The sequence below is a fragment of the Microbacterium sp. NPDC090225 genome (assembly GCF_044772365.1).
Lineage (GTDB): Bacteria > Actinomycetota > Actinomycetes > Actinomycetales > Microbacteriaceae > Microbacterium.
Genome location: NZ_JBIVYS010000001.1, coordinates 1,570,871 through 1,590,574 on the forward strand (window position 1 = coordinate 1,570,871; position 19,704 = coordinate 1,590,574).

The window sequence follows — 19,704 nt, forward strand, 5'->3', positions numbered from 1 at the left end:
CGGCTCCTCTGCGCCGCACCCGGAGCGGCACACGCGCGCTCAGCCACGGCGTTCCCAGACCGGTTCGTCGGCGATGGTGTCCACGCGCCGTACCTCGCCGACCAGGTCGATCTCGACGGACTCCCCGTCGTCGGCGGCATCCGCGGCCACACGCAGCACGATGCGGCCGGGTTCGACGATGCGATGCCCCGCGACGCCGGTGAAGGCGAAGGCTGCGGCGGGGATGCGCACCCGCCACGTCTGCGCCTCTCCCGCGGCCAACGGCACCTTGCGGAAGGCGACGAGCTGGCGGAGCGGACGCACGACCTGCGCTGTCGGGTCGCTCGCGTAGACCTGCAGCACGTCGGCTCCCTCGCGATCGCCCGAGTTGCGCACTGTGATCTCGGCCTCGACGGCCCCGTCGACGGCGACGCGGTTCTCTGCGACGCTCAGCCCGTCCCGCACGAAGGTCGTGTACCCGAGGCCGTGACCGAACGGATGCCGCGGCGTCGGGTCGGCCGAGCTGACGCCGGTCAGTGATCCGAGCTTCGGAGCGAGGTAGCTGCCCGGCTGTGGCGTGCCCGGCCGGGGCATCTGCACGGGCAGACGCCCCGAGGGCGAGGTGACCCCGAGGAGAGCGTCCGCGATCGCCGGACCACCCTCCTGCCCGGGGAAGAACGCCTGCACGACGGCGACGCACCGGTCGGCGGCGGCGCCGAGCGCGTAGGGGCGACCGGTCAGCAGCACGAGCACGACCGGGCGACCGGTGTCGACGAGCGCCTGGAGCAACTGCTCCTGCACCCCGGGCAGGCTCAGGTCCTCGCGGTCGCACCCCTCACCCGACGTGCCGCGTCCGAACATCCCGGAGTCGTCGCCCATCACCGCCACCACCACGTCGGCGGCGCGCGCGGCCTGGACCGCCGCGTCGACCCCTGAGACGTCGTCGTCCATCACGGTGCAGCCCTCGACGACGTCGACCTCGCCCGGCCACTGTGCGCGCAGAGCCTCGGCCACCGTGGGCGCGGCGATCAGCGGATCGACCTCGGGATGCCGAGGCAGCACGTGCTTCACGAAGGAGTAGCACCCGAACACCGCGCCGAAGCGGTCGGCGTTCGGACCGACGACCGCGAGCCGCGGGGTGCGCCCCGCATCGAGCGGCAGGGCGCCGTCGTTCTGGAGCAGCACGATCGAGGCATCCGCCACCTCGCGCGCGAGCGCGCGGTTGGCCGCGGAGTCGAGGTCGACGGCGGGGTCTCCCTCGGGCTCGGCCGGCCCCAGCAACCCCAGGTCGCGTTTCTGCCGCAGCACGCGGCGCAGGGCGCGGTCGACGAGCGACTCGTCGATCCGTCCGCTCTCGACCGCGGCGACGAGCGGCGCGAGGTAGTCGGAGCCGGTGGGAAGTTCGACGTCGATGCCGGCCGAGAGCGCGAGCACCGCCGCGTCTTCGCCATCGGCGGCGACTCCGTGCATCGTCTCGAGGAACCGCACGGCGAAGTAGTCGGCGACGACGGTTCCGTCGAAGCCCCAGCGGTCGCGCAGGATGCCGGTGAGCAGGTCGGCGGATGCCGCAGCCGGAACCCCGTCGACATCGTTGTAGGCGTTCATGACCGAGCGTGCCCCCACACGGATCGCCCGCTCGAACGGAGGCAGGTAGACATCGGCGAGCTCGCGCGGCCCGACGGAGACCGGCGCGTGATTGCGGCCGGCGCGCGACCCGGAGTACCCGGCGAAGTGCTTGAGGGTGGCGACCACCCCCGCCGACTCGAGGCCGCGCACATAGGCGCTGCCCACGACGCCGACGGTGAACGGGTCTTCGGCGATGCACTCCTCGACCCGACCCCAGCGGGCATCGCGCACGACGTCGAGCACGGGGCCCAATCCCTGATGCACGCCGAGGGCGCGCAGGTCGTCGCCGATCCGGCGGCCGAGGCGTTCGGTGAGCTCCGGGTCGAACGCGGCGCCCCAGGCCAGCGGGGTCGGGTAGGTCGTCGCTCCCCAGGCGAGAACGCCGGTGAGGCACTCCTCGTGCACGAGAGCGCGGATGCCGGTGCGCTCGGTGAGAGCGGCCTGGCGTCGTCGCAGCTCGGCCGTGCCCGCCTCGACCGTGATCGGCGTCGTTCCCCAGTGGCGCGTGAGCTGACCGAGGCCGTGCGCGGCGAACTCCTCGACGTGCACGCCGTCGGCGATCAGCTGGTCCTGCATCGGGGCGGCATTGTCGTCGCGACGGGCGCCCGCCCACAGCCCCACGAGCTGGGCCGTCTTCTGCGCGAGCGTCATCCCGGCGACGAGTCGATCGACCGCGTCGTCGTCGACCACCTCGTCGTCGACCGCAGCCGATTGTGACGTTTCAATACTCATGGATTCATCCTTGCGCATCCACCCGACACCCGCCGAACTTCCTCACCGCGGCTCAGAGCAGTTTTCGTTTGACAGGCCACAAATCTCCCCCTAACATCAGTTTTGAAACGTCTCAATAACGAGATATCACTTTCAAGGAGGAAATGTGTTCACAGCAGAACGGCGGCGCCTTCGCAAGCCGCTCCTCAGCGTTGCCGCTCTGGCCAGCGCCGGGGTTCTCGTCCTCTCCGGCTGCGCCGGTGACAGCGGATCGGGTGCGACCACCTTCGAGTTCCTGAAGAACTCCGAGAACACCACCACCCAGCCCGTGCTCGAAGCCCTCGCCGGCGACCAGTGCGCCGCCGAAGAAGAGGCCATGCCCCTCGAGTTCAACTCGGCGCCGCAGGCCGACCTCGACGCGCAGGTGCAGTTGCTCGCCACGCAGGACGAACTGCCCCCGATCTTCTCGGCCGGCGGTAACCCCTCCGAGGGCGCGAAGCTCGCCAAGGGCGGCTACCTCGTCGACTTCGACGAGAAGCTCACCGAGCTCGGCGTGCGCGACAAGATCGCCGAAGGCGCCGTGTCGACCATCAAGAAGCTCTACGGCGGCGAGTTCAACTTCCTGCCGTTCCAGTACAACATCGAGGGCATCTGGTACAACAAGCAGATCTTCGAGGAGCAGGGCTGGGACGTCCCCGAGAACTGGGACGACCTCACCACCATCGCCGCCGAGGCCAAGGCCGCGGGGTACACCCCGTTCACGGCATCCGGTGAGCAGGGCTGGCCCATCACCCGCCTCATCTCGAGCTACCTCTTCCGCTCGGTCGGTGATGACGCGCTCGAGAAGGTCGCCGCAGGCGACGCCAAGCTGACCGACCCCGAGTACGTGGCCGCCGCACAGGCGATCGCCGACCTCGGCGCCGAGGGCTACTTCGACGCGAACGTCACCTCGCTCGACATCGACAGCTCCTACAACGAGTTCCTCACGGGCAAGGCCGCCATGATCTACATGGGCAGCTGGATCCTCGGCAACATCAACGGAGACGGCAACCAGATCGGCGCCGACAACGTCGGGTTCTTCAACTTCCCGGCCGTCGAGGGCGGTAAGGGCACGCCCGACGCCTACCCGTCGAACGTCGGCCTGCCGGCCACGATGAGCAACGCCGCCTACAACGAGGGCACCGGCGCCTGGCTCGGCTGCATCGCCGAGAACTACGGCAATGAGGCGCTCGAGCAGGGCCAGATCACCGGCTTCATCGCCGACGACGCCGACGTCGAGCTGCCCGCGATCTCGCAGACGATCGCCGACGAGATCTCCACCAGCACCGACAGCGTGCTGTGGTTCGAGGCGCTCTTCAACGCGAAGGCGAGCAACATCTCGTCGACCAACGCCGCGCTGCTCGTCACGGGCCAGCTCTCGGCCGAGGAGTTCATGACCCTCGTCCAGGACGCGCTCGACGCCGGTTGATCCGCACCGGCTCCGCGCACTCGTACCCGGAGTGCGCGGAGCCGGTTCTCTCGTCTCACCCCCTCTACACCCGAAAGGCCGCCACGCATGAAGTCCGTCCTCGGCGACCGGAAGACGATCCTGCTGCTGCTCCTGCCGGCACTGGTCATCTATACGCTCATCACCATCGTCCCCGTGCTCTGGTCGTTCGGCCTCACGTTCTTCACCGGCAGCATCCTCGAAGGCTTCGAGTTCAACGGCATCGAGAACTTCCAGCGGCTCTTCTCCGACCAGTACGTCGCCGACGCCTTCTGGTTCACGATCCGCTACGCGCTGCTGACCACCCTGTTCCAGGTCGTGCTCGGCTTCGGCCTCGCGCTCCTCTACCACTTCGTGCTCCGCCGCTCCTCGGTCATCGTCCGCACGCTGGTGTTCTTCCCCGTCGTGCTCCCGACCGTCGCGATCGGCATCCTCTACCAGAAGCTCTTCCAGTCGGCCCCCGGCGACGGCCTCGTCAACGAGCTGCTCGTGAACGTCGGCCTCAGCAACATCGACTGGCTCGGCGACGGCGCGACCGCCTTCGTCGTCATCGTCATCATGGACGTCTGGCGCTCCGCCGGCTTCTACGGCATCCTCGTCTTCTCCGGGCTGCTCGACATCCCCGACGAGATCATCGAGTCGGCCCGCCTCGACGGCGCCAAGTCGTTCAGCCTCTTCCGCTACATCGTGCTCCCGATGTCGCTGCCGATCCTCTTCGCCTCGATGATCTTCAGCATCAACGGCACGATCAAGGTCTTCGACTCGGTCTTCGCCCTCACCGGCGGCGGCCCCGGCAACGCGACCACCCCGCTGACGATGTACATGTACCGCACCGCGTTCCAGTACAGCGACTTCGGCTACGGTTCGACCGTCGCCCTCGTGCTCACCATCATGTGCCTGCTGATCACGCTCGTCATCTTCCGCTCGTCGCGTCGCGACAACACCGTCTGAGGACAGCATCATGACCACCACACTCGACACGACGGCCGTTCCCAGCGCGAAGGCGTTCGTTCCGCACCGCCGCGGTCCCGCAGCGATCGCCCTCGGCATCCTGCGCAAGATCCCGACCTGGCTGACCATCGCGGTGCTCGTCATCGTGACGGCCTACCCGCTGTTCTGGATGTTCATCAACTCGCTGAAGTCGAACAACGAGTTCCTCAACAACCCCTCGTACACGCTCCCCGAGAACTGGCGTTGGGACAACTACGCCGTCGCCTGGGAGACCGGCAACCTCGCCACCACGATCACGAACTCGCTGATCGTCACGGTGCCGTCGCTCGTGTTCATCGTGCTGCTCGGCACCGCGGCGGGCTACGCGCTCGAGATCATGGTCTTCAAGGGCCGCGCCTCGGTGCTGCTGCTGTTCCTGGCGGGCATCATGATCCCCGGCCAGATGATCATCTTGCCGCTGTTCAACGCCTTCTCGAAGATGGGCCTCAGCGGCTCGTATCTGCCGATGATCCTCATCTACGTCGCGGGCGGGCTGCCGCTCACGGTGTTCATGATGGCGACGTACTTCCGCGCGATCCCCCGCGAGATCTTCGAAGCGGCGACGATCGACGGCGCCTCGATGCTGCGCTCCTTCTTCGCGATCGGCTTGCCGATGATGAAGAACGCGATCTTCACGGTCGCGATCGTGCAGTTCTTCCTCATCTGGAACGACCTGCTCATCGCCCTCGTCTTCGGCGGTAAGAAGAGCCTCAACACGATCCAGGTCGGGCTCCTCAACTTCTCGGGCGAGTACGGCGCGATCAACTACGGCCCGCTGTTCGCCGCGATCTGCGTGACGGTGTTCGGCATCCTGATCATGTATCTCTTCCTCAACCAGCGCATCATGAAGGGCCTCGCGGCCGGCGCGGTCAAGGGCTGAGACCCGCGACGACGAAGGGGGCGGATGCTGCGGCATCCGCCCCCTTTCGCGTCCCACCCGGGTGGTGAGTGGTCACAACACGCCGCGCGCGGCCGAGCGCCAACGGCGTGTCTTGACCCCTCGCGCATGGGTGGGTCGCTGAGCCTGTCGAAGCGTCCCGTCCGCGCACTAACGGAGGAGAACTCGCGCTCGGGAGGAGCGAATCCGCGAAACGCTCCTCCCCTGGGTGAGGCTTCCTCCCGAACCGTGCAGTCCCCGGAACCTCCCCGCGCTGGACCCGCGCGTGAGGGGCACCCCGTCAGGCGCGGTCGTGGAGAGTGACGTGGTAACCGTCGGGGTCGGCGAAGGTGAAGGTGCGCCCGAACGGCCCGTCGACGGGGGCCGTGACGATGGTGTGCCCATCGGCGACGAGGGCGTCGTGGATGCTCTGCACTTCCGTCGCGTGCAGCCAGAGGGCGACGCCGATGCCGGGCTGCGCCGCTGCCGCGAGATCGGTTCCGGGCACGATGTCGCGCAGCGCGAACGCGATCGGCGTGGTCGTGAAGACGACGGCGTGCGGAGGCCCGGCGGGCGAGCGCACGAGGCCGAGGTAGGTCTCGTAGAACGCCTGGGAGGCGTCGAGGTCGCGCGTCTGCAGCGAGATGAAGTCGGGGCCGGTGACGGGCATGGGATGCTCCTTCGATACGTGTCAGTTTTCTGACATGCACCAATCTATGTCAGAATACTGACATGAGTCAAGACGGCATCCACCTGCCGACCTCCCTCGGTTACCTGCTCAAGGAGGCCGCGAGCGCCCTGCGCTTCGCGATGGAAGAGGCCCTGCGCCCCCTCGACATGACCATCACGCGCTACTCCTGCCTCGAACTGCTCGCGCAGCGCCCCGGCCTCTCGAATTCCGACCTCGCCCGCGGCGCCTTCGTCACCCGACAGTCGATGAACGTGCTGCTGCAGCAGCTCGAACGCGAGGGGCTCGTCGTGCGGGCATCCGAAGCCCCGGTCGGCAAGGCACTCCCCACCGACCTCACACCGGCCGGACGCGACCTGCTCGCACAGGCGACCGCCGCCGTGCGCGCGGTCGAGAAGCGGATGCTGTCGGGCATGGGCGCCGACGATCAGCAGGTCGCGTTCCAGCTGCTCCAGGGCATGGTGCGGTCGCTGCGCGGGGGCTGAGCACCTCGGGGCGGGACCCTTCGACAAGCTCAGGGACCCAGTGACTCAGGACCCAGCGGCTCAGGACCCAGTTACGAAGAGCGGGTCGCTGAGCCTGTCGAAGCGTCCCCGCCCGAGAGACACCTCAGCGCCAGTCGTAGCGCGCGCGGAAGCCGAGCTCGTCCTGGATGCGGCGGGTCGACATGAGCGATCCGAACTCGGCGAGATCGTCGGCCACCGGAACGCCGGGGAACCACCGTTCCGCCACCTCGCGCGAGGGCGCCGCATTGCCCGACTCGGGAGCTGCGACGTTGTAGACCCGGAACCCGGGGGTCGCCGCCTCGAGCGCGAGCGCCACGGCTTCGGCTCCGTCGCGCGCATCGACCCACGACCCCAGAAGGTCACGGCGGTAGTCGGGCTCGGATGCCGCAGCGAAGGTGTCGTAGGCCTCGGGCGCGACGACGTTGGTGAAGCGCAGCGCGGTGATCGAAGCATCCGGATGCCATCCGACCAGCTGCGCGGCCATCGCCTCTTCGACGACCTTTCCGAGGCCGTAGGTGTTGAACGCGCGCGTGTAGGTCTCGTCGACCGGGAGCGACGGCGGCGCGACGTCGAAGGGGAAGCCCATGGCCGTGATGCTCGACGCGAGCACGACGGTGCGGATGCCGGCGCGATGCGCGGCGAGGAGCACATGCGAGGAGACCCGCACGTTGTTCTCGAAGGTCGCGGCATCGGGAACGAGCCCGTTCACCGGGATCGCGGCGAGGTGCACGAGGGCGTCGATGCCCTCGTGGCGCGCGGTCACCCCGAGCAGCGCGTCGAGCGTCTGCCCGTAGTCGGTGAGGTCGACGCGCGTGAAGCCCGCCCCGGCGGGGCCCGCGAGGTCGAAGCCGATGACTTCGGCTCCCCCGGCGCGCAGCCGTTCGACCGTCGCGCGACCGAGCGTGCCGCTGCTTCCTGTGACCGCAATGACCATGGGGACCTCCGCGTCCGAGTCTGGCAGGTGATCGACCTCGTCGACCTTCATGCCGTAGTATTGAAACGTCACAATTCTAACGTGATTCGCCACGACAGCGCCTTGTCTGCGTCTCTGAAACGTTTCGAAATCTTGGGAGTGTCCAATGCCGGCCACCGTATCCGCCGTTCGCTTCGAGCATCACCGCGAGCCCCTCGGCATCGGAGAGTCACGCCCGCGCCTGTCGTGGGTCGTCGACACCGCTCCCACCGGATGGACGCAGGCCGCCTCCCGCATCGAGATCGACACGGATGGCGCCGTCGACACCTTCGAGATCGACTCCGACGCGCAGGTGCTCGTGCCGTGGCCGGGTCGGGCACTCGACTCGCGCGCCCGGGCATCCGTCCGCGTGCGGGTGCGCGGCTCCGACGGCGAATGGAGCGACCCGAGCCCCTGGGCCACGGTCGAGACCGGACTGCTGCACCCCGAGGACTGGACCGCCGGCCCCATCGGTGCGATCTGGAACGAGAACCCGATGCGCGACGACCGCCGGCCCGCGCTCGTCCGCCGCGACTTCACCGTGCGCCCCGGCCTCGTGCGTGCCCGCCTCTACGCGTCGGCCCACGGCCTCTACCAGGCCGAGATCAACGGCGAGCGTGTCGGCACCGACGTGCTCTCCCCCGGCTGGACCGTGTACCGCGAACGCCTGCGCTACTACACCTACGACGTGACCGACCTGCTCGCCGAGGGCGAGAACGCGATCGGCGCGTGGCTCGGCGACGGCTGGTACCGCGGGCGCCTCGGATGGCGCGGCGGCTTCCGCAACGTCTTCGGCGACGACCTCTCCTTCATCGGCCAGCTCGAACTCTCCTACGCCGACGGCACGGTCGAGACCGTCGCGACCGACACCCGATGGAAGTCTGCGCCGAGCCCGATCCTGCACTCGGGCATCTACGACGGCGAGACCTACGACGCCCGCGAGGAGCTGCCGGGCTGGAGCCGCGCGGGATACGACGACGGCGACTGGCAGCGCGTGCAGCTGCGCCGCCGCGACCCCGCGACGCTCGTGGCGCCGACCGGCCCGCCCGTGCGGGTGACCGAGGAGGTGCACCCGGTCACCGTGCTGCGCACCCCGGCCGGCAAGCGCGTACTCGACTTCGGGCAGAACCTCGTCGGCGTCGTGCGCCTGCGCGCCACGGCCGCCGCAGGAACGACCGTGGCCCTCCGCACCGCCGAGGTGCTGCAGGACGACGAGCTCTACACGCGGCCGCTGCGCGACGCGGTCTCGACCGACGTCTACACGTTCGCCGGCCGCACCGAGGGCGAGGAGTGGGAGCCGCGCTTCACCTATCACGGCTTCCGCTACGTGGAGGTCGAGGGATGGCCCGGCGACATCGATGCGGATGCCGCGGCCGGCGCTCTCGTCGCCCGCGTGCTGCACACCGACATGGAGCGCACGGGCTGGTTCGAGTCCTCGAACCCCCAGCTCGACCGCCTGCACGAGAACGTCGTCTGGGGCATGCGCGGCAACTTCGTCGACATCCCCTCCGACTGCCCGCAGCGCGACGAGCGCCTGGGATGGACCGGCGACATCCAGGTGTTCGCGCCGGCAGCATCCTTCCTCTACGACTCCTCCGGCATGCTCGCCGGCTGGCTGCGCGACCTCGAGGCCGAGCAGCTGCCCGACGGCACCGTGCCCTGGTACGTGCCCGTCATCCCGGCCGACACCATGTGGACCCCGCAGCGCCCCGGCGCCGCGTGGGGCGATGCCGCGACCATCGTGCCGTGGACCCTGCACCGCCGCTTCGGCGACGAGGGCGTGCTGCGCGCGCAGTTCGACAGCGCCCGCGCCTGGGTCGACCTGCAGGCCGAGATCGCGGGCCCCTCACGGCTGTGGGACACCGGCTTCCAGCTCGGCGACTGGCTCGACCCGGCGGCTCCCCCGCACGACCCGGCCGACGCCCTCACCGATCGCTACCTCGTCGCCTCGGGGTACTTCGCGTACTCGGCACGGCTGGTCGCCGACATGGCCGCGACGCTGGGCGAGACAGCGGATGCCGCGCACTACACCGCCCTCGCCGCCGAGGCGAAGGCGGCGTTCATCGGCGCCTATGTGGGCGACGACGGGCGGATGACCTCCGACGCGCAGACCGCCTACGCTCTCGCTCTCGAGTTCGACCTGCTCCCCGACGAGCTGCGCGCCCCCGCTGCTGCCCGGCTCGCCGCTCTCGTGCGGGCTGGGGGCAACCGCATCGGCACCGGGTTCGTGGGCACGCCCCTCGTCACCGACGCCCTCAGCGCGAACGGTCAGCTCGAGGCTGCCTACGACCTGCTCCTCGAGAAGGAGTGCCCGTCGTGGCTGTACCAGGTGGGCATGGGTGCGACGACGGTCTGGGAGCGCTGGGACTCGATGCGCCCCGACGGCTCGGTGAACCCCGGGTCGATGACCTCCTTCAATCACTACGCGCTCGGCGCCGTGGTCGACTGGATGCACCGCGTCGTCGCCGGCCTCGCCGCCGATGCCCCCGGCTACCGACGGATCCGCGTCGCCCCGCGCCCCGGCGGCGGGCTCACCTCGGCATCGGCCCGGCATCGCACCCCGTTCGGCGAGGCCGCGGTCTCGTGGCGGATCGACGCCGGCGTGCTCCACGTCACCGCCGAGCTGCCCGTCGGCACCACCGGCGTGCTCGCCCTCCCGGGTCAGCCCGAGGAAGAGGTCGGGCACGGCACGCACACCCGCTCGGTCGCGCTCGACGCCGCGGATGTGGCGGATGCCGACGCCACCGACTCCGCCGCGGAGGTGACCGCATGACCCGCGTCGCCTTCCTGCACACCGGGGCCGTCGTGATCGCCCCGGTCATCGACGCCGCCCGCGCGACCCTCCCCGACGCGACGTTCGTGAACTACCTCGACGACCGGATCGTCGCCGATCTGGGCGACGCGGAGCGCGCGGCATCCGTCGCCGACCGTCTCGCACACCTCGCCGGCGCTGCGCGCGATGCCGGGGCCGATGTCGTCATGCTCACGTGCTCGTCGATCTCGGGTTACGCGGCCCCCACGGCCGAGCGCGTCGGCATCCCCGTGCTGCGCATCGACGAGGCGATGGCCGATCGGGCCGTCGCCACGGGCGAACGGATCGCCGTGATCGCCACCCTCCCGACCACCCTCGCCCCGACCGTCGCACTGTTGCGCGAGCGCGCCGCGATCGCCGGTGCCGAACCGACGATCCTCGACGAGGTCGTCGACGGAGCCTTCGCCGCGGTCTCGGGAGGGGATCGCCCGCAGCACGACGCACTCGTCGCCGCTGCGATCGAACGACTGGCCGCCCACGCCGACGTCGTGGTGCTCGCCCAGGCGTCGATGGCTTCGGCGGCCGAGACCGCCCGGGTCGCCGTGCCGGTGCTCACCAGCATCCGCCCGGGAATAGAGCGGCTCGCCGAGCTGCTGACCCACGACCGTACGACGCAGGGAGACGCCCGATGACCACCGGCACGCGACCGCGCGCACTCACTCCGCTCGGTCCCGACCACGCTCGCTGGGCGAGCGGTTTCTGGGGCGCCGTGCAGGAGCGCACCCGTGACGTCACCGTTCCGACGATGTGGGACTCTCTCCGCGATCCCTCCGTGAGCGCGGGGCTGCGCAACTTCCGCATCGCCGCCGGCCTCGAGCAGGGCGAGCATGTCGGACCGCCCTTCATGGACGGCGACTTCTACAAGTGGATGGAAGCCGCGATCGCCCAGCTCGAGGTGCGCTCCGATCCGGGACTCGCCGAGACGATCGACGAACTGGCGCGACTCATCGCCTCGGTGCAGCGCGCCGACGGGTACCTGCACACGCCCACGTTGATCGCGGCGCTCGGGCCGGCGGCGGCCACAGACCTCGCCGACCGGTTCCACTTCGAGACCTACAACCTCGGCCATCTGATCACGATGTGCGTGCGGCACCACGAGGTCACCGGATCGCCGCTGCTGCTCGACGTCGCCGTGCGCGCCGCCGGGTACCTCGAGGACCTCGCCGAGAACAAGCCTGTCGAACTCGCCCGCAGCGCGATCTGCCCCTCTCACTACATGGCCGTGATCGAGCTGTACCGCGCGACCGATGACCGTCGCTGGCTCGGGCTCGCCCAGTCGTTCCTGCGCGTGCGCGACGACTTCCAGGGCGGCGACGACAACCAGGACCGCCTTCCCGTGCGCGAGCAGTACGTGGTCGCCGGGCACGCCGTGCGGGCGAACTACCTCTACGCGGGTCTCGCCGACCTCGCCCTCGAGACCGGCGATGCCGACATCGTCGAGGTTCTCACGCGGCTCTGGGACGACGTGATCGACACCAAGCTCTACATCACCGGGGGCTGCGGCGCGCTCTACGACGGCGCCTCGCCCGACGGGCATCCGTGGCAGGAGCAGATCAGCCGCGTGCACCAGGCCTACGGCCGCGCGTACCAGCTGCCGCACACCACGGCGCATGCGGAGTCGTGCGCGAACATCGGCATGATCCTGTGGGCCGAACGGATGCTGGCGCTCACCGGAGAGGCACGATTCGCCGACGTGATCGAGCAGATCGCCTTCAACGCGCTGCTCGCCGGGATCAGCCTCGACGGCACCGCGTACTTCTACACCAACCCGCTGCGGCAGGTGCGCGAGCTGCCCTTCGAGCTGCGCCGCGCGGGCGACACGGGCCTGCACCCGGTACCCGCACCGCCGAAGTCCGACGAGCGCCTGCGCGAGCGGTACCTCAGCTGCTTCTGCTGCCCGCCGAACACGGCCAGGACACTCTCGCGGTGGCACGAGCGCGCGGCATCCCTCTCGGTCGCCGGCCTGCACGTGCACCAGTACGGCGGCAGCGAACTGCGCGCCGCGCTCGACGACGGGCGGATGCTCACGCTCACCGAACACAGCGACTACCCGTGGGACGGACGGATCGTCTTCACCGTCACCGCGGTCGAAGCGGGCGGACTGCCCGTGCACCTGCGCATCCCCGGATGGTCGTCGGATGCCGCGCTCACGGTCGCGGGCGAACCCGTCGCGGCGAGCGCTCCCGGAACCTACACGCGGATCGATCGGCCCCTCGCGGTCGGCGATGAGATCGTGCTCGATCTGCCGATGCCGGTGCGGGTGCTGCGCGCCCACCGCCTGGCCGAGGAGGCCGCGAACCAGGTCGCCGTGCAGCGGGGTCCGGTCGTCTACTGCGTCGAGGAGGCCGACCTCCCCGACGACGTTCTGCTCGAACAGGCGGCGCTGCGCCGCGGTGCGACGTTCGGCACCGAACGGATCGAGATCGACGGGCAACGCCTTCTCGCCGTGACGACGACGCTCCAGGTCATTCCCGGCACGTCCGACGACGCCCTCTACGCCGACATCGACGCGGCGCCGCTCGTCGAGATCCCGACCCGGCTCGTGCCGTATTTCGCGTGGGGCAATCGCGGCCCGGGCGAGATGTCGGTCTGGCTCCCGATCGTCTGGTGATCCGATGAGCGACCATGTCACCGCCTCTCATGTCACCGCGACCTACGTCATCGAGACCTCGCTGCCGCTGCAGCAGGCGGCCGAGACCCTCGCCGGGGAGCAGTCGACCGGCACTTTCGTGCGGGTCGAGCGCGAGTCCGACGATCTGCGTGCCCGCTTCGCGGCGCAGGTCGTCGACCTGAAGGAACTGCCCCTGACCGGCGACAGCGCCCTGCCCGGCACGGTCGGCGACCCGGCGCAGCGTCGGCGCGCACGGATGCGTCTGCGCTTCCCACTCGACAACTTCGGGCCGTCGATCCCGAACCTGCAGGCGGCCGTCGCCGGCAACCTGTTCGAGATCAAGGAGCTCGCGGCCGTCAAGCTGGTCGACCTCGACCTGCCCGCCGCCTTCGGCGAGCGCTACGGCGGCCCCCGCTTCGGACTCACCGGCACGCGCGAGCGGATGGCACGCCCGGACGGCGCGCTGATCGGCACGATCGTGAAGCCGAGCATCGGTCTCTCGCCAGCAGATCTCGCCGAGGTGGTGGGCGAGCTCGCCGAAGCAGGCGTGGACTTCATCAAGGACGACGAGCTGCAGGGCAACGGCCCCACCGCGCCGCTCGCCGAGCGAGTGGCCGCCGTGATGCCGGTGCTGAAGCGCTACGCCGACCGCACCGGGCGCATGCCGATGTACGCGTTCAACATCACCGACGACATCCACCTGCTCGAGCAGAATCACGACCTCGTGGTCGCCGCCGGGGGCACCTGCGTCATGGTGTGCATCAACATGGTGGGCCTCGCGGGCCTCGCGCACGTGCGGCGCTTCACGCAGGTGCCGATCCACGGCCACCGCGCGATGTTCGGCGCGATCAGCCGCTCCCCGCAGGTCGGCTTCTCGTTCCGGGCCTGGCAGAAGCTCGCGCGGCTCAGCGGCGCCGACCATCTGCACACCAACGGCATCTCGAACAAGTTCTACGAGTCCGACGACGAGGTTCTCGCGTCGATCGCCGATGTGCGCACGCCCCTCGACGGTGTGGGCGACACGGTGCCGGTGCTGTCGTCGGGCCAGTGGGGCGGACTCGCGCATGCGACCCGGCGCGCGGTCGGGTCGTCGGATCTGCTCGTGCTCGCGGGCGGCGGCATCCACGGTCACCCCGACGGTGCCGCGGCGGGCGTCGAGAGCATGCGCGCCGCGTGGGCCTCGGCCGAGCGCGGTGAGACGACCGCACAGGCGCTGGCGGCATCGCCCGAGCTCCGTCGGGCGACCGAGCGTTTCGGGGCGGTCCGTGACTGATTCGCCTCCCGTCGCACCGGCCGTCGGCTACTACGGCGATGACGTCACCGGCAGCGTCGACGTGCTGCTGCAGTTCGCCCGGCACGGGGTGCGCGGATGCCTGTTCATCGGCACGCCCTCGGCCGCGGCGCTCGCGGATGCCGCCGGCTCCCATGAGGTGGTCGGCATCGCCGGCATCGCCCGCTCGCTCCCGCCGGATGCGCTGGATGCCGAAGTGCGCCCCGCTCTCACGGCCCTGCGCGATCTGTCGCCCCGCATCGTCCAGTACAAGGCGTGCTCGACGGCCGACTCCTCTCCGACCGTCGGGAGCCTCGGCCGGGTGATCGAGATCGGCAGGGAAGTGTTCGATTCACTGACCGTTCCGGTGCTCTTCGCCCAGCCCGACTTCGGGCGCTACACGGTCTTCGGCCACCACTTCGCGGCCGAGGGCGGCACCGTGCACCGGCTCGACCGCCAGCCGACCATGTCGCAGCATCCGTCGACCCCGATGGACGACTCCGACCTCGCGGCGCACCTCTCGCGGCAGACCGCTCTGGCGATCGACGGCGTGCCGCTCACTCGGTACTCGACGGCGTCGTCGCTCGCTGCAGAGATCGACGACTCCCCCACGGCGGCTCTCGTGCTCGACGCCCTCGACGACGCGCATCTCGCGCTGATCGGCGGGGCTCTGGACGAGCTGAGCGGCAAACGGCATCCGCTCTTCGCGATCGGGTCGGGCGGACTCAGCAGGGCCCTCGCGCTCGGGCGTCCGGCATCCGCGCTGGCCGACGAGCGCTCGGCTGACGGCCCGGTGCTCGCGGTCTCCGGCAGCCGCTCGCCGCAGACCCGGCGCCAGATCGCCGCGGCCCGCGACGCCGGGTGGGCAGTACTGCCGCTGTCGCCGGATGCCGCGATCCACGCCGAGATCGTCGATCTGCTGGCATCGGGGCGCAGCGTCGCCCTCTCCTCAGAAGATGTCCCCGCGTTCGCTGACCACCCGGACGTGTTGGCGGGCATAGCGGAGGCGGCGACGACCGCCATCGGGAAAGCCCTCCGATCCGGAGCGACCCGCCGTCTCATCGTGTGCGGCGGTGACACCTCGAGCCGCGTCGTGCGCGCGCTCGGCATCAGGAGTCTCTCGATCGCCGCGAACCCGGGAGCGAACGTCGTCGTGCTGCGCGCCCGCAGCGACGACCCCGCCGTCGACGGCACCGAACTGCTCCTCAAGGGCGGCCAGGTCGGCGACGACGGGCTGTTCGAGAGCGTGCGGGGCGGTGCGGGGCGGGCGGGTCAGGTGCGACGGTAGACGTCGGCGCGGTGAGCGATGCGCAGGACGTAGACGACTCGGGCATCGTCATCGATCCGCACGACGACGCGATACGCGATTCCGACGTATCCGCTGTGCTGACCTTCGAGCTCTGCACCGAGCGGCTTCGTCACTCGCCGGGGGTTCTCCGAAAGCGGTCCGTCGAGAAAACGGAGCACCGCATCGGCGAACTTCGGCTCGAGTCGTTGCAGAGCTCGAAACGCGGGGCGGGCGACCTGAACGTCGTAGGACTTCGACGTCACCGACGCGCCAACTGCTCGCGCACCTCGGCAAGGCTCAGCGTGCGCCCCTCGGCGATGTCCTCGTCGGCTTCCTCGACCTCCACCTTGTGCTGCGGGTCGTACAGCAACGTCAGAGTCTCCTGCAGCGCCTCCAGATCGACGACACTGAGCATCACCACCGCCGGACGGCCATGCCGGGTGATGGTCACCGCCTCATGGGTCGTGTCGATCGATTCGACCAGCTGCGAAAGCTTGTCCTTGGCCTCGCTCACCGAGATTGTCTGCATGAATTAATAGTAGCCGAGAATCAAGCCGAAATACTAGCCGATAAAAAGGCCGGGTATCCGATGGGTTGACGGCGAGTTGCTCGTGCCGTAACTTATGAAACGATTCATCTTTACAGAAAGCGAGCGACAATGTCCGTCCTCACCCCTGACCACCTCGCCGCGCTCGAGAAGCAGGGCATCGAGCTTCCCAGCTGGGCTTTCGGCAACTCCGGCACGCGCTTCAAGGTGTTCGGCACTCCCGGCACACCGCGCGACCCGTGGGAGAAGATCGCGGATGCCGCACAGGTCAACACCTACACGGCTCTCGCGCCGAGCGTGGCGCTGCACATCCCGTGGGACCTCGTCGACTCGTTCTCCGACCTGCGCAAGCACGCCGAAGACCTCGGCGTGACGCTCGGCACGGTGAACTCCAACACGTTCCAGGACGACGACTACAAGTTCGGGGCGCTCACCCACGAAGACGCCGCGATCCGCCGGAAGGCGATCGATCACCACCTCGCGTGCATCGACGTCATGGATGCGACCGGCAGCCGCGACCTCAAGATCTGGCTCGCCGAGGGGTCGAACTACCCGGGTCAGGCCGACCTGCGCGGCCGCCAGGACCGCCTGCAGGAATCGCTCCAGCAGATCTACGCCCGCCTCGGCGACGACCAGCGACTTGTCCTCGAGTACAAGTTCTTCGAGCCGGCGTTCTATCACACCGATGTTCCCGACTGGGGCACGTCCTACGCGCAGGTGGTCTCGCTCGGCGACAAGGCGTCCGTCTGCCTCGACACCGGCCACCACGCCCCCGGCACGAACATCGAATTCATCGTCATGCAGCTGCTGCGCCTCGGCAAGCTCGGATCGTTCGATTTCAACTCGCGCTTCTACGCCGACGACGACCTGATCGTGGGCGCTGCCGATCCGTTCCAGCTCTTCCGCATCCTCTTCGAGGTCGTGCGCGGCGGCGGTCTGAACAACCCCGACGTGGCGTTCATGCTCGACCAGTGCCACAACGTCGAAGACAAGATCCCCGGCCAGATCCGCTCGGTGCTCAACGTGCAGGAGATGACCGCCCGCGCGCTGCTCGTCGACCGCGAGGCCCTCACCGCCGCGCAGAAGTCCGGTGACGTTCTCGCCGCGAACGCGATCTTCATGGACGCGTTCTACACCGACGTGCGCCCCGCCCTCGCCGAGTGGCGCGAGTCGCGCGGCCTCGCCGCCGACCCGATGGCCGCGTACGCGGCATCCGGCTACCAGCAGAAGATCGCCGCAGAACGAGTCGGTGGCGTGCAGGCCGGCTGGGGCGCCTGAGCGCGCCGTCCCTCGACCCCTCGATCAAGGAACACCACTCATGACGAACCCGACCGCCGCTGACCTGATCGCGCGCAGCAACCGCCTGGGCGCCGACCCGAAGAACACCAACTACGCCGGCGGCAACACCTCCGCCAAGGGCACCGAGATCGACCCCGTGACCGGGCAGCCCGTCGAGCTGCTGTGGGTGAAGGGCTCGGGCGGCGACCTGGGGACTCTCACCGAGAAGGGCTTGGCCGTGCTGCGTCTCGACCGCATGCGCGCGCTGGTCGACGTGTACCCCGGCATCGACCGTGAAGACGAGATGGTCGCAGCCTTCGACTACTGCCTGCACGGCAAGGGCGGCGCCGCCCCCTCGATCGACACGGCCATGCACGGACTCGTGGATGCCGCGCACGTCGACCACCTGCACCCCGACTCCGGCATCGCGATCGCGACCGCCGCGGACGGCGAAGCGCTGACCGTGAAGATCTTCGGCGAGAAGGTCGTGTGGGTGCCGTGGCGCCGCCCCGGCTTCCAGCTCGGACTCGACATCGCCGAGATCAAGACGGCGAACCCGCAGGCGATCGGCTGCATCCTCGGCGGTCACGGCATCACGGCGTGGGGCGACACCTCCGAGGAGGCCGAGGCGAACTCGCTGTGGATCATCGACACCGCCGCCGCCTACATCGCCGAGCACGGCAAGACCGACCCGTTCGGCGGCATCCGCGCGGGCTTCGAGGCACTGCCGGCGGGCGAGCGCCGCGAGCGCGCCGCCGCCCTGGCCGGAACGATCCGCGGCCTCGCCTCGCACGACCGCGCGATGGTCGGCCACTTCACGGATGCCGCAGAGGTGCTCGACTTCCTCGCCTCCGAGAAGGCCCCGGCCCTCGCCGCACTGGGCACGAGCTGCCCCGACCACTTCCTGCGCACCAAGGTCAAGCCGCTGATCCTCGACCTGCCGGCGACGGCATCCGCCGAGGAGCAGATCGCGCGCCTGCACGAGCTGCACGCCGAGTACCGTGCCGACTACCAGGCGTACTACGACGCACACGCGACCGCCGAGTCCCCCGCGATCCGTGGCGCCGACCCGCTCATCGTGCTCGTTCCCGGCGTGGGCATGTTCTCGTACGGCGCGAACAAGCAGACGGCGCGTGTCGCCGGCGAGTTCTACGTCAACGCGATCAACGTCATGCGCGGAGCCGAGGCGCTCTCGACCTACTCCCCCATCTCCGATGCCGAGAAGTTCGACATCGAGTACTGGGCCCTCGAGGAGGCCAAGCTGCAGCGGATGCCGAAGCCGAAGTCGCACCAGGGGCGCATCGCATTCGTGACCGGCGCCGCGTCCGGCATCGGCAAGGCCATCGCCACCCGTCTCGCGGCCGAGGGTGCCTGCGTCGTCATCGCCGACCTCGACCTCGAGAAGGCGCAGGCCGCGGCCGCCGAACTCGGCGGCACCGACGTCGCGATCGGCGTCGCGGCGAACGTCGCGGATGCCGACGCGATCCAGGCGGCGCTGAACGACGCCGTTCTCGCGTTCGGCGGCGTCGACCTCGTCGTCAACAACGCCGGCCTCTCGCTCTCGAAGCCGCTGCTCGAGACCACCGAGAAGGACTGGGATCTGCAGCACGACGTTATGGCGAAGGGCTCGTTCCTCGTGTCGAAGGCCGCCGCGCGCGTACTCATCGACCAGAAGCTCGGCGGCGACATCATCTACATCTCGTCGAAGAACTCCGTCTTCGCCGGCCCGAACAACATCGCGTACTCGGCGACCAAGGCCGACCAGGCGCACCAGGTGCGGCTGCTGGCGGTCGAGCTCGGCGAGTACGGCATCCGCGTCAACGGCATCAACCCCGATGGCGTCGTGCGCGGCTCGGGCATCTTCGCCTCGGGCTGGGGCGCCAACCGCGCCGCGACCTACGGCGTCGCCGAAGAGGACCTCGGCCAGTTCTACGCCAACCGCACGATCCTCAAGCGCGAGGTCGTTCCCGAGAACGTGGCGGATGCCGTCTACGTGCTCACCGGCCCCGAGCTGAGCCGCACCACGGGGCTGCACATCCCCGTCGACTCCGGCGTCGCCGCCGCCTTCCTGCGATGAGCACGC

The 19,704-nt window shown here is 69.6% G+C and carries 16 protein-coding genes; 11 read left to right on the forward strand and 5 right to left on the reverse strand.

Translation table 11 applies throughout. The features are described from left to right. Positions 1–39 precede the first annotated feature (39 nt). Positions 40–2,337 carry a beta-glucosidase gene (locus ACIQTT_RS07545; RefSeq protein WP_402788188.1) on the reverse strand — a complete coding sequence of 766 codons (2,298 nt, stop codon included), beginning with the start codon at positions 2,335–2,337 and terminating at the stop codon, positions 40–42. Positions 2,338–2,482: 145 nt separating this feature from the next. On the opposite strand from ACIQTT_RS07545, the gene ACIQTT_RS07550 reads away from it, so the two are divergent. The 3 genes from ACIQTT_RS07550 (at position 2,483) to ACIQTT_RS07560 (ending at position 5,672) form a co-directional block, all read left to right on the forward strand. Further along, entirely contained in the window at positions 2,483–3,784 is a 1,302-nt protein-coding gene (locus ACIQTT_RS07550) for an ABC transporter substrate-binding protein (protein ID WP_402788190.1), read from the forward strand. Between the two features lie 87 nt (positions 3,785–3,871). After that, positions 3,872–4,753: a carbohydrate ABC transporter permease gene (locus tag ACIQTT_RS07555; protein WP_247623443.1), complete on the forward strand. Its 882-nt coding sequence runs from the start codon at positions 3,872–3,874 to the stop codon at positions 4,751–4,753. Between the two features lie 10 nt (positions 4,754–4,763). Then, positions 4,764–5,672: a carbohydrate ABC transporter permease gene (locus tag ACIQTT_RS07560; RefSeq protein ID WP_402788193.1), complete on the forward strand. Its 909-nt coding sequence runs from the start codon at positions 4,764–4,766 to the stop codon at positions 5,670–5,672. Between the two features lie 298 nt (positions 5,673–5,970). Here the strand turns inward: ACIQTT_RS07560 and ACIQTT_RS07565 are convergent, their stop codons facing one another. After that, complete coding sequence (locus tag ACIQTT_RS07565; protein WP_402788195.1) at positions 5,971–6,339, reverse strand: VOC family protein; 369 nt, start codon at positions 6,337–6,339, stop codon at positions 5,971–5,973. Between the two features lie 62 nt (positions 6,340–6,401). Here ACIQTT_RS07565 and ACIQTT_RS07570 point away from each other — a divergent pair, with 62 nt between their 5' ends. After that, positions 6,402–6,842: a MarR family winged helix-turn-helix transcriptional regulator gene (locus tag ACIQTT_RS07570; RefSeq protein ID WP_402788197.1), complete on the forward strand. Its 441-nt coding sequence runs from the start codon at positions 6,402–6,404 to the stop codon at positions 6,840–6,842. 124 nt (positions 6,843–6,966) lie between these two features. Here ACIQTT_RS07570 and ACIQTT_RS07575 read toward each other — a convergent pair whose 3' ends face one another. After that, a complete protein-coding gene (locus tag ACIQTT_RS07575; RefSeq protein WP_402788199.1) occupies positions 6,967–7,869 on the reverse strand; it encodes an NAD-dependent epimerase/dehydratase family protein in 903 nt (300 codons plus the stop codon). A gap of 73 nt (positions 7,870–7,942) precedes the next feature. Here ACIQTT_RS07575 and ACIQTT_RS07580 point away from each other — a divergent pair, with 73 nt between their 5' ends. From ACIQTT_RS07580 to ACIQTT_RS07600, 5 genes are read left to right on the forward strand one after another with little or no spacing between them, the layout of a single operon-like run. Next, positions 7,943–10,588, forward strand: a complete 2,646-nt coding sequence (locus ACIQTT_RS07580; protein WP_402788201.1) for a family 78 glycoside hydrolase catalytic domain — start codon at positions 7,943–7,945, stop codon at positions 10,586–10,588. After that, the gene (locus tag ACIQTT_RS07585) at positions 10,585–11,259 is read left to right on the forward strand and encodes an aspartate/glutamate racemase family protein (protein WP_402788203.1); all 675 of its coding nucleotides are present in this window, start codon (positions 10,585–10,587) and stop codon (positions 11,257–11,259) included. Before ACIQTT_RS07580 ends, ACIQTT_RS07585 begins: the two co-directional genes overlap by 4 nt. Further along, positions 11,256–13,238: a glycoside hydrolase family 127 protein gene (locus tag ACIQTT_RS07590; protein ID WP_402788205.1), complete on the forward strand. Its 1,983-nt coding sequence runs from the start codon at positions 11,256–11,258 to the stop codon at positions 13,236–13,238. Before ACIQTT_RS07585 ends, ACIQTT_RS07590 begins: the two co-directional genes overlap by 4 nt. A gap of 4 nt (positions 13,239–13,242) precedes the next feature. Further along, complete coding sequence (locus ACIQTT_RS07595) at positions 13,243–14,511, forward strand: RuBisCO large subunit C-terminal-like domain-containing protein (protein ID WP_402788207.1); 1,269 nt, start codon at positions 13,243–13,245, stop codon at positions 14,509–14,511. Continuing rightward, complete coding sequence (locus ACIQTT_RS07600; RefSeq protein ID WP_402788208.1) at positions 14,504–15,796, forward strand: four-carbon acid sugar kinase family protein; 1,293 nt, start codon at positions 14,504–14,506, stop codon at positions 15,794–15,796. Before ACIQTT_RS07595 ends, ACIQTT_RS07600 begins: the two co-directional genes overlap by 8 nt. Here ACIQTT_RS07600 and ACIQTT_RS07605 read toward each other — a convergent pair. Both ACIQTT_RS07605 and ACIQTT_RS07610 read right to left on the reverse strand, forming a co-directional pair. Beyond that, positions 15,781–16,059: a type II toxin-antitoxin system RelE/ParE family toxin gene (locus ACIQTT_RS07605; RefSeq protein WP_402788210.1), complete on the reverse strand. Its 279-nt coding sequence runs from the start codon at positions 16,057–16,059 to the stop codon at positions 15,781–15,783. The two genes, ACIQTT_RS07600 and ACIQTT_RS07605, sit on opposite strands and share 16 nt — an antisense overlap. Next, complete coding sequence (locus ACIQTT_RS07610; RefSeq protein WP_402788212.1) at positions 16,056–16,325, reverse strand: type II toxin-antitoxin system Phd/YefM family antitoxin; 270 nt, start codon at positions 16,323–16,325, stop codon at positions 16,056–16,058. Before ACIQTT_RS07610 ends, ACIQTT_RS07605 begins: the two co-directional genes overlap by 4 nt. Positions 16,326–16,454: 129 nt before the next feature. Between ACIQTT_RS07610 and rhaI the strand changes: the two genes are divergently transcribed. Both rhaI and ACIQTT_RS07620 read left to right on the forward strand, forming a co-directional pair. Beyond that, positions 16,455–17,621 carry an L-rhamnose isomerase gene (gene rhaI, locus ACIQTT_RS07615; RefSeq protein ID WP_402788214.1) on the forward strand — a complete coding sequence of 389 codons (1,167 nt, stop codon included), beginning with the start codon at positions 16,455–16,457 and terminating at the stop codon, positions 17,619–17,621. Positions 17,622–17,661: 40 nt separating this feature from the next. Further along, positions 17,662–19,698 carry a bifunctional aldolase/short-chain dehydrogenase gene (locus tag ACIQTT_RS07620; RefSeq protein ID WP_402788216.1) on the forward strand — a complete coding sequence of 679 codons (2,037 nt, stop codon included), beginning with the start codon at positions 17,662–17,664 and terminating at the stop codon, positions 19,696–19,698. Positions 19,699–19,704 lie beyond the last annotated feature (6 nt).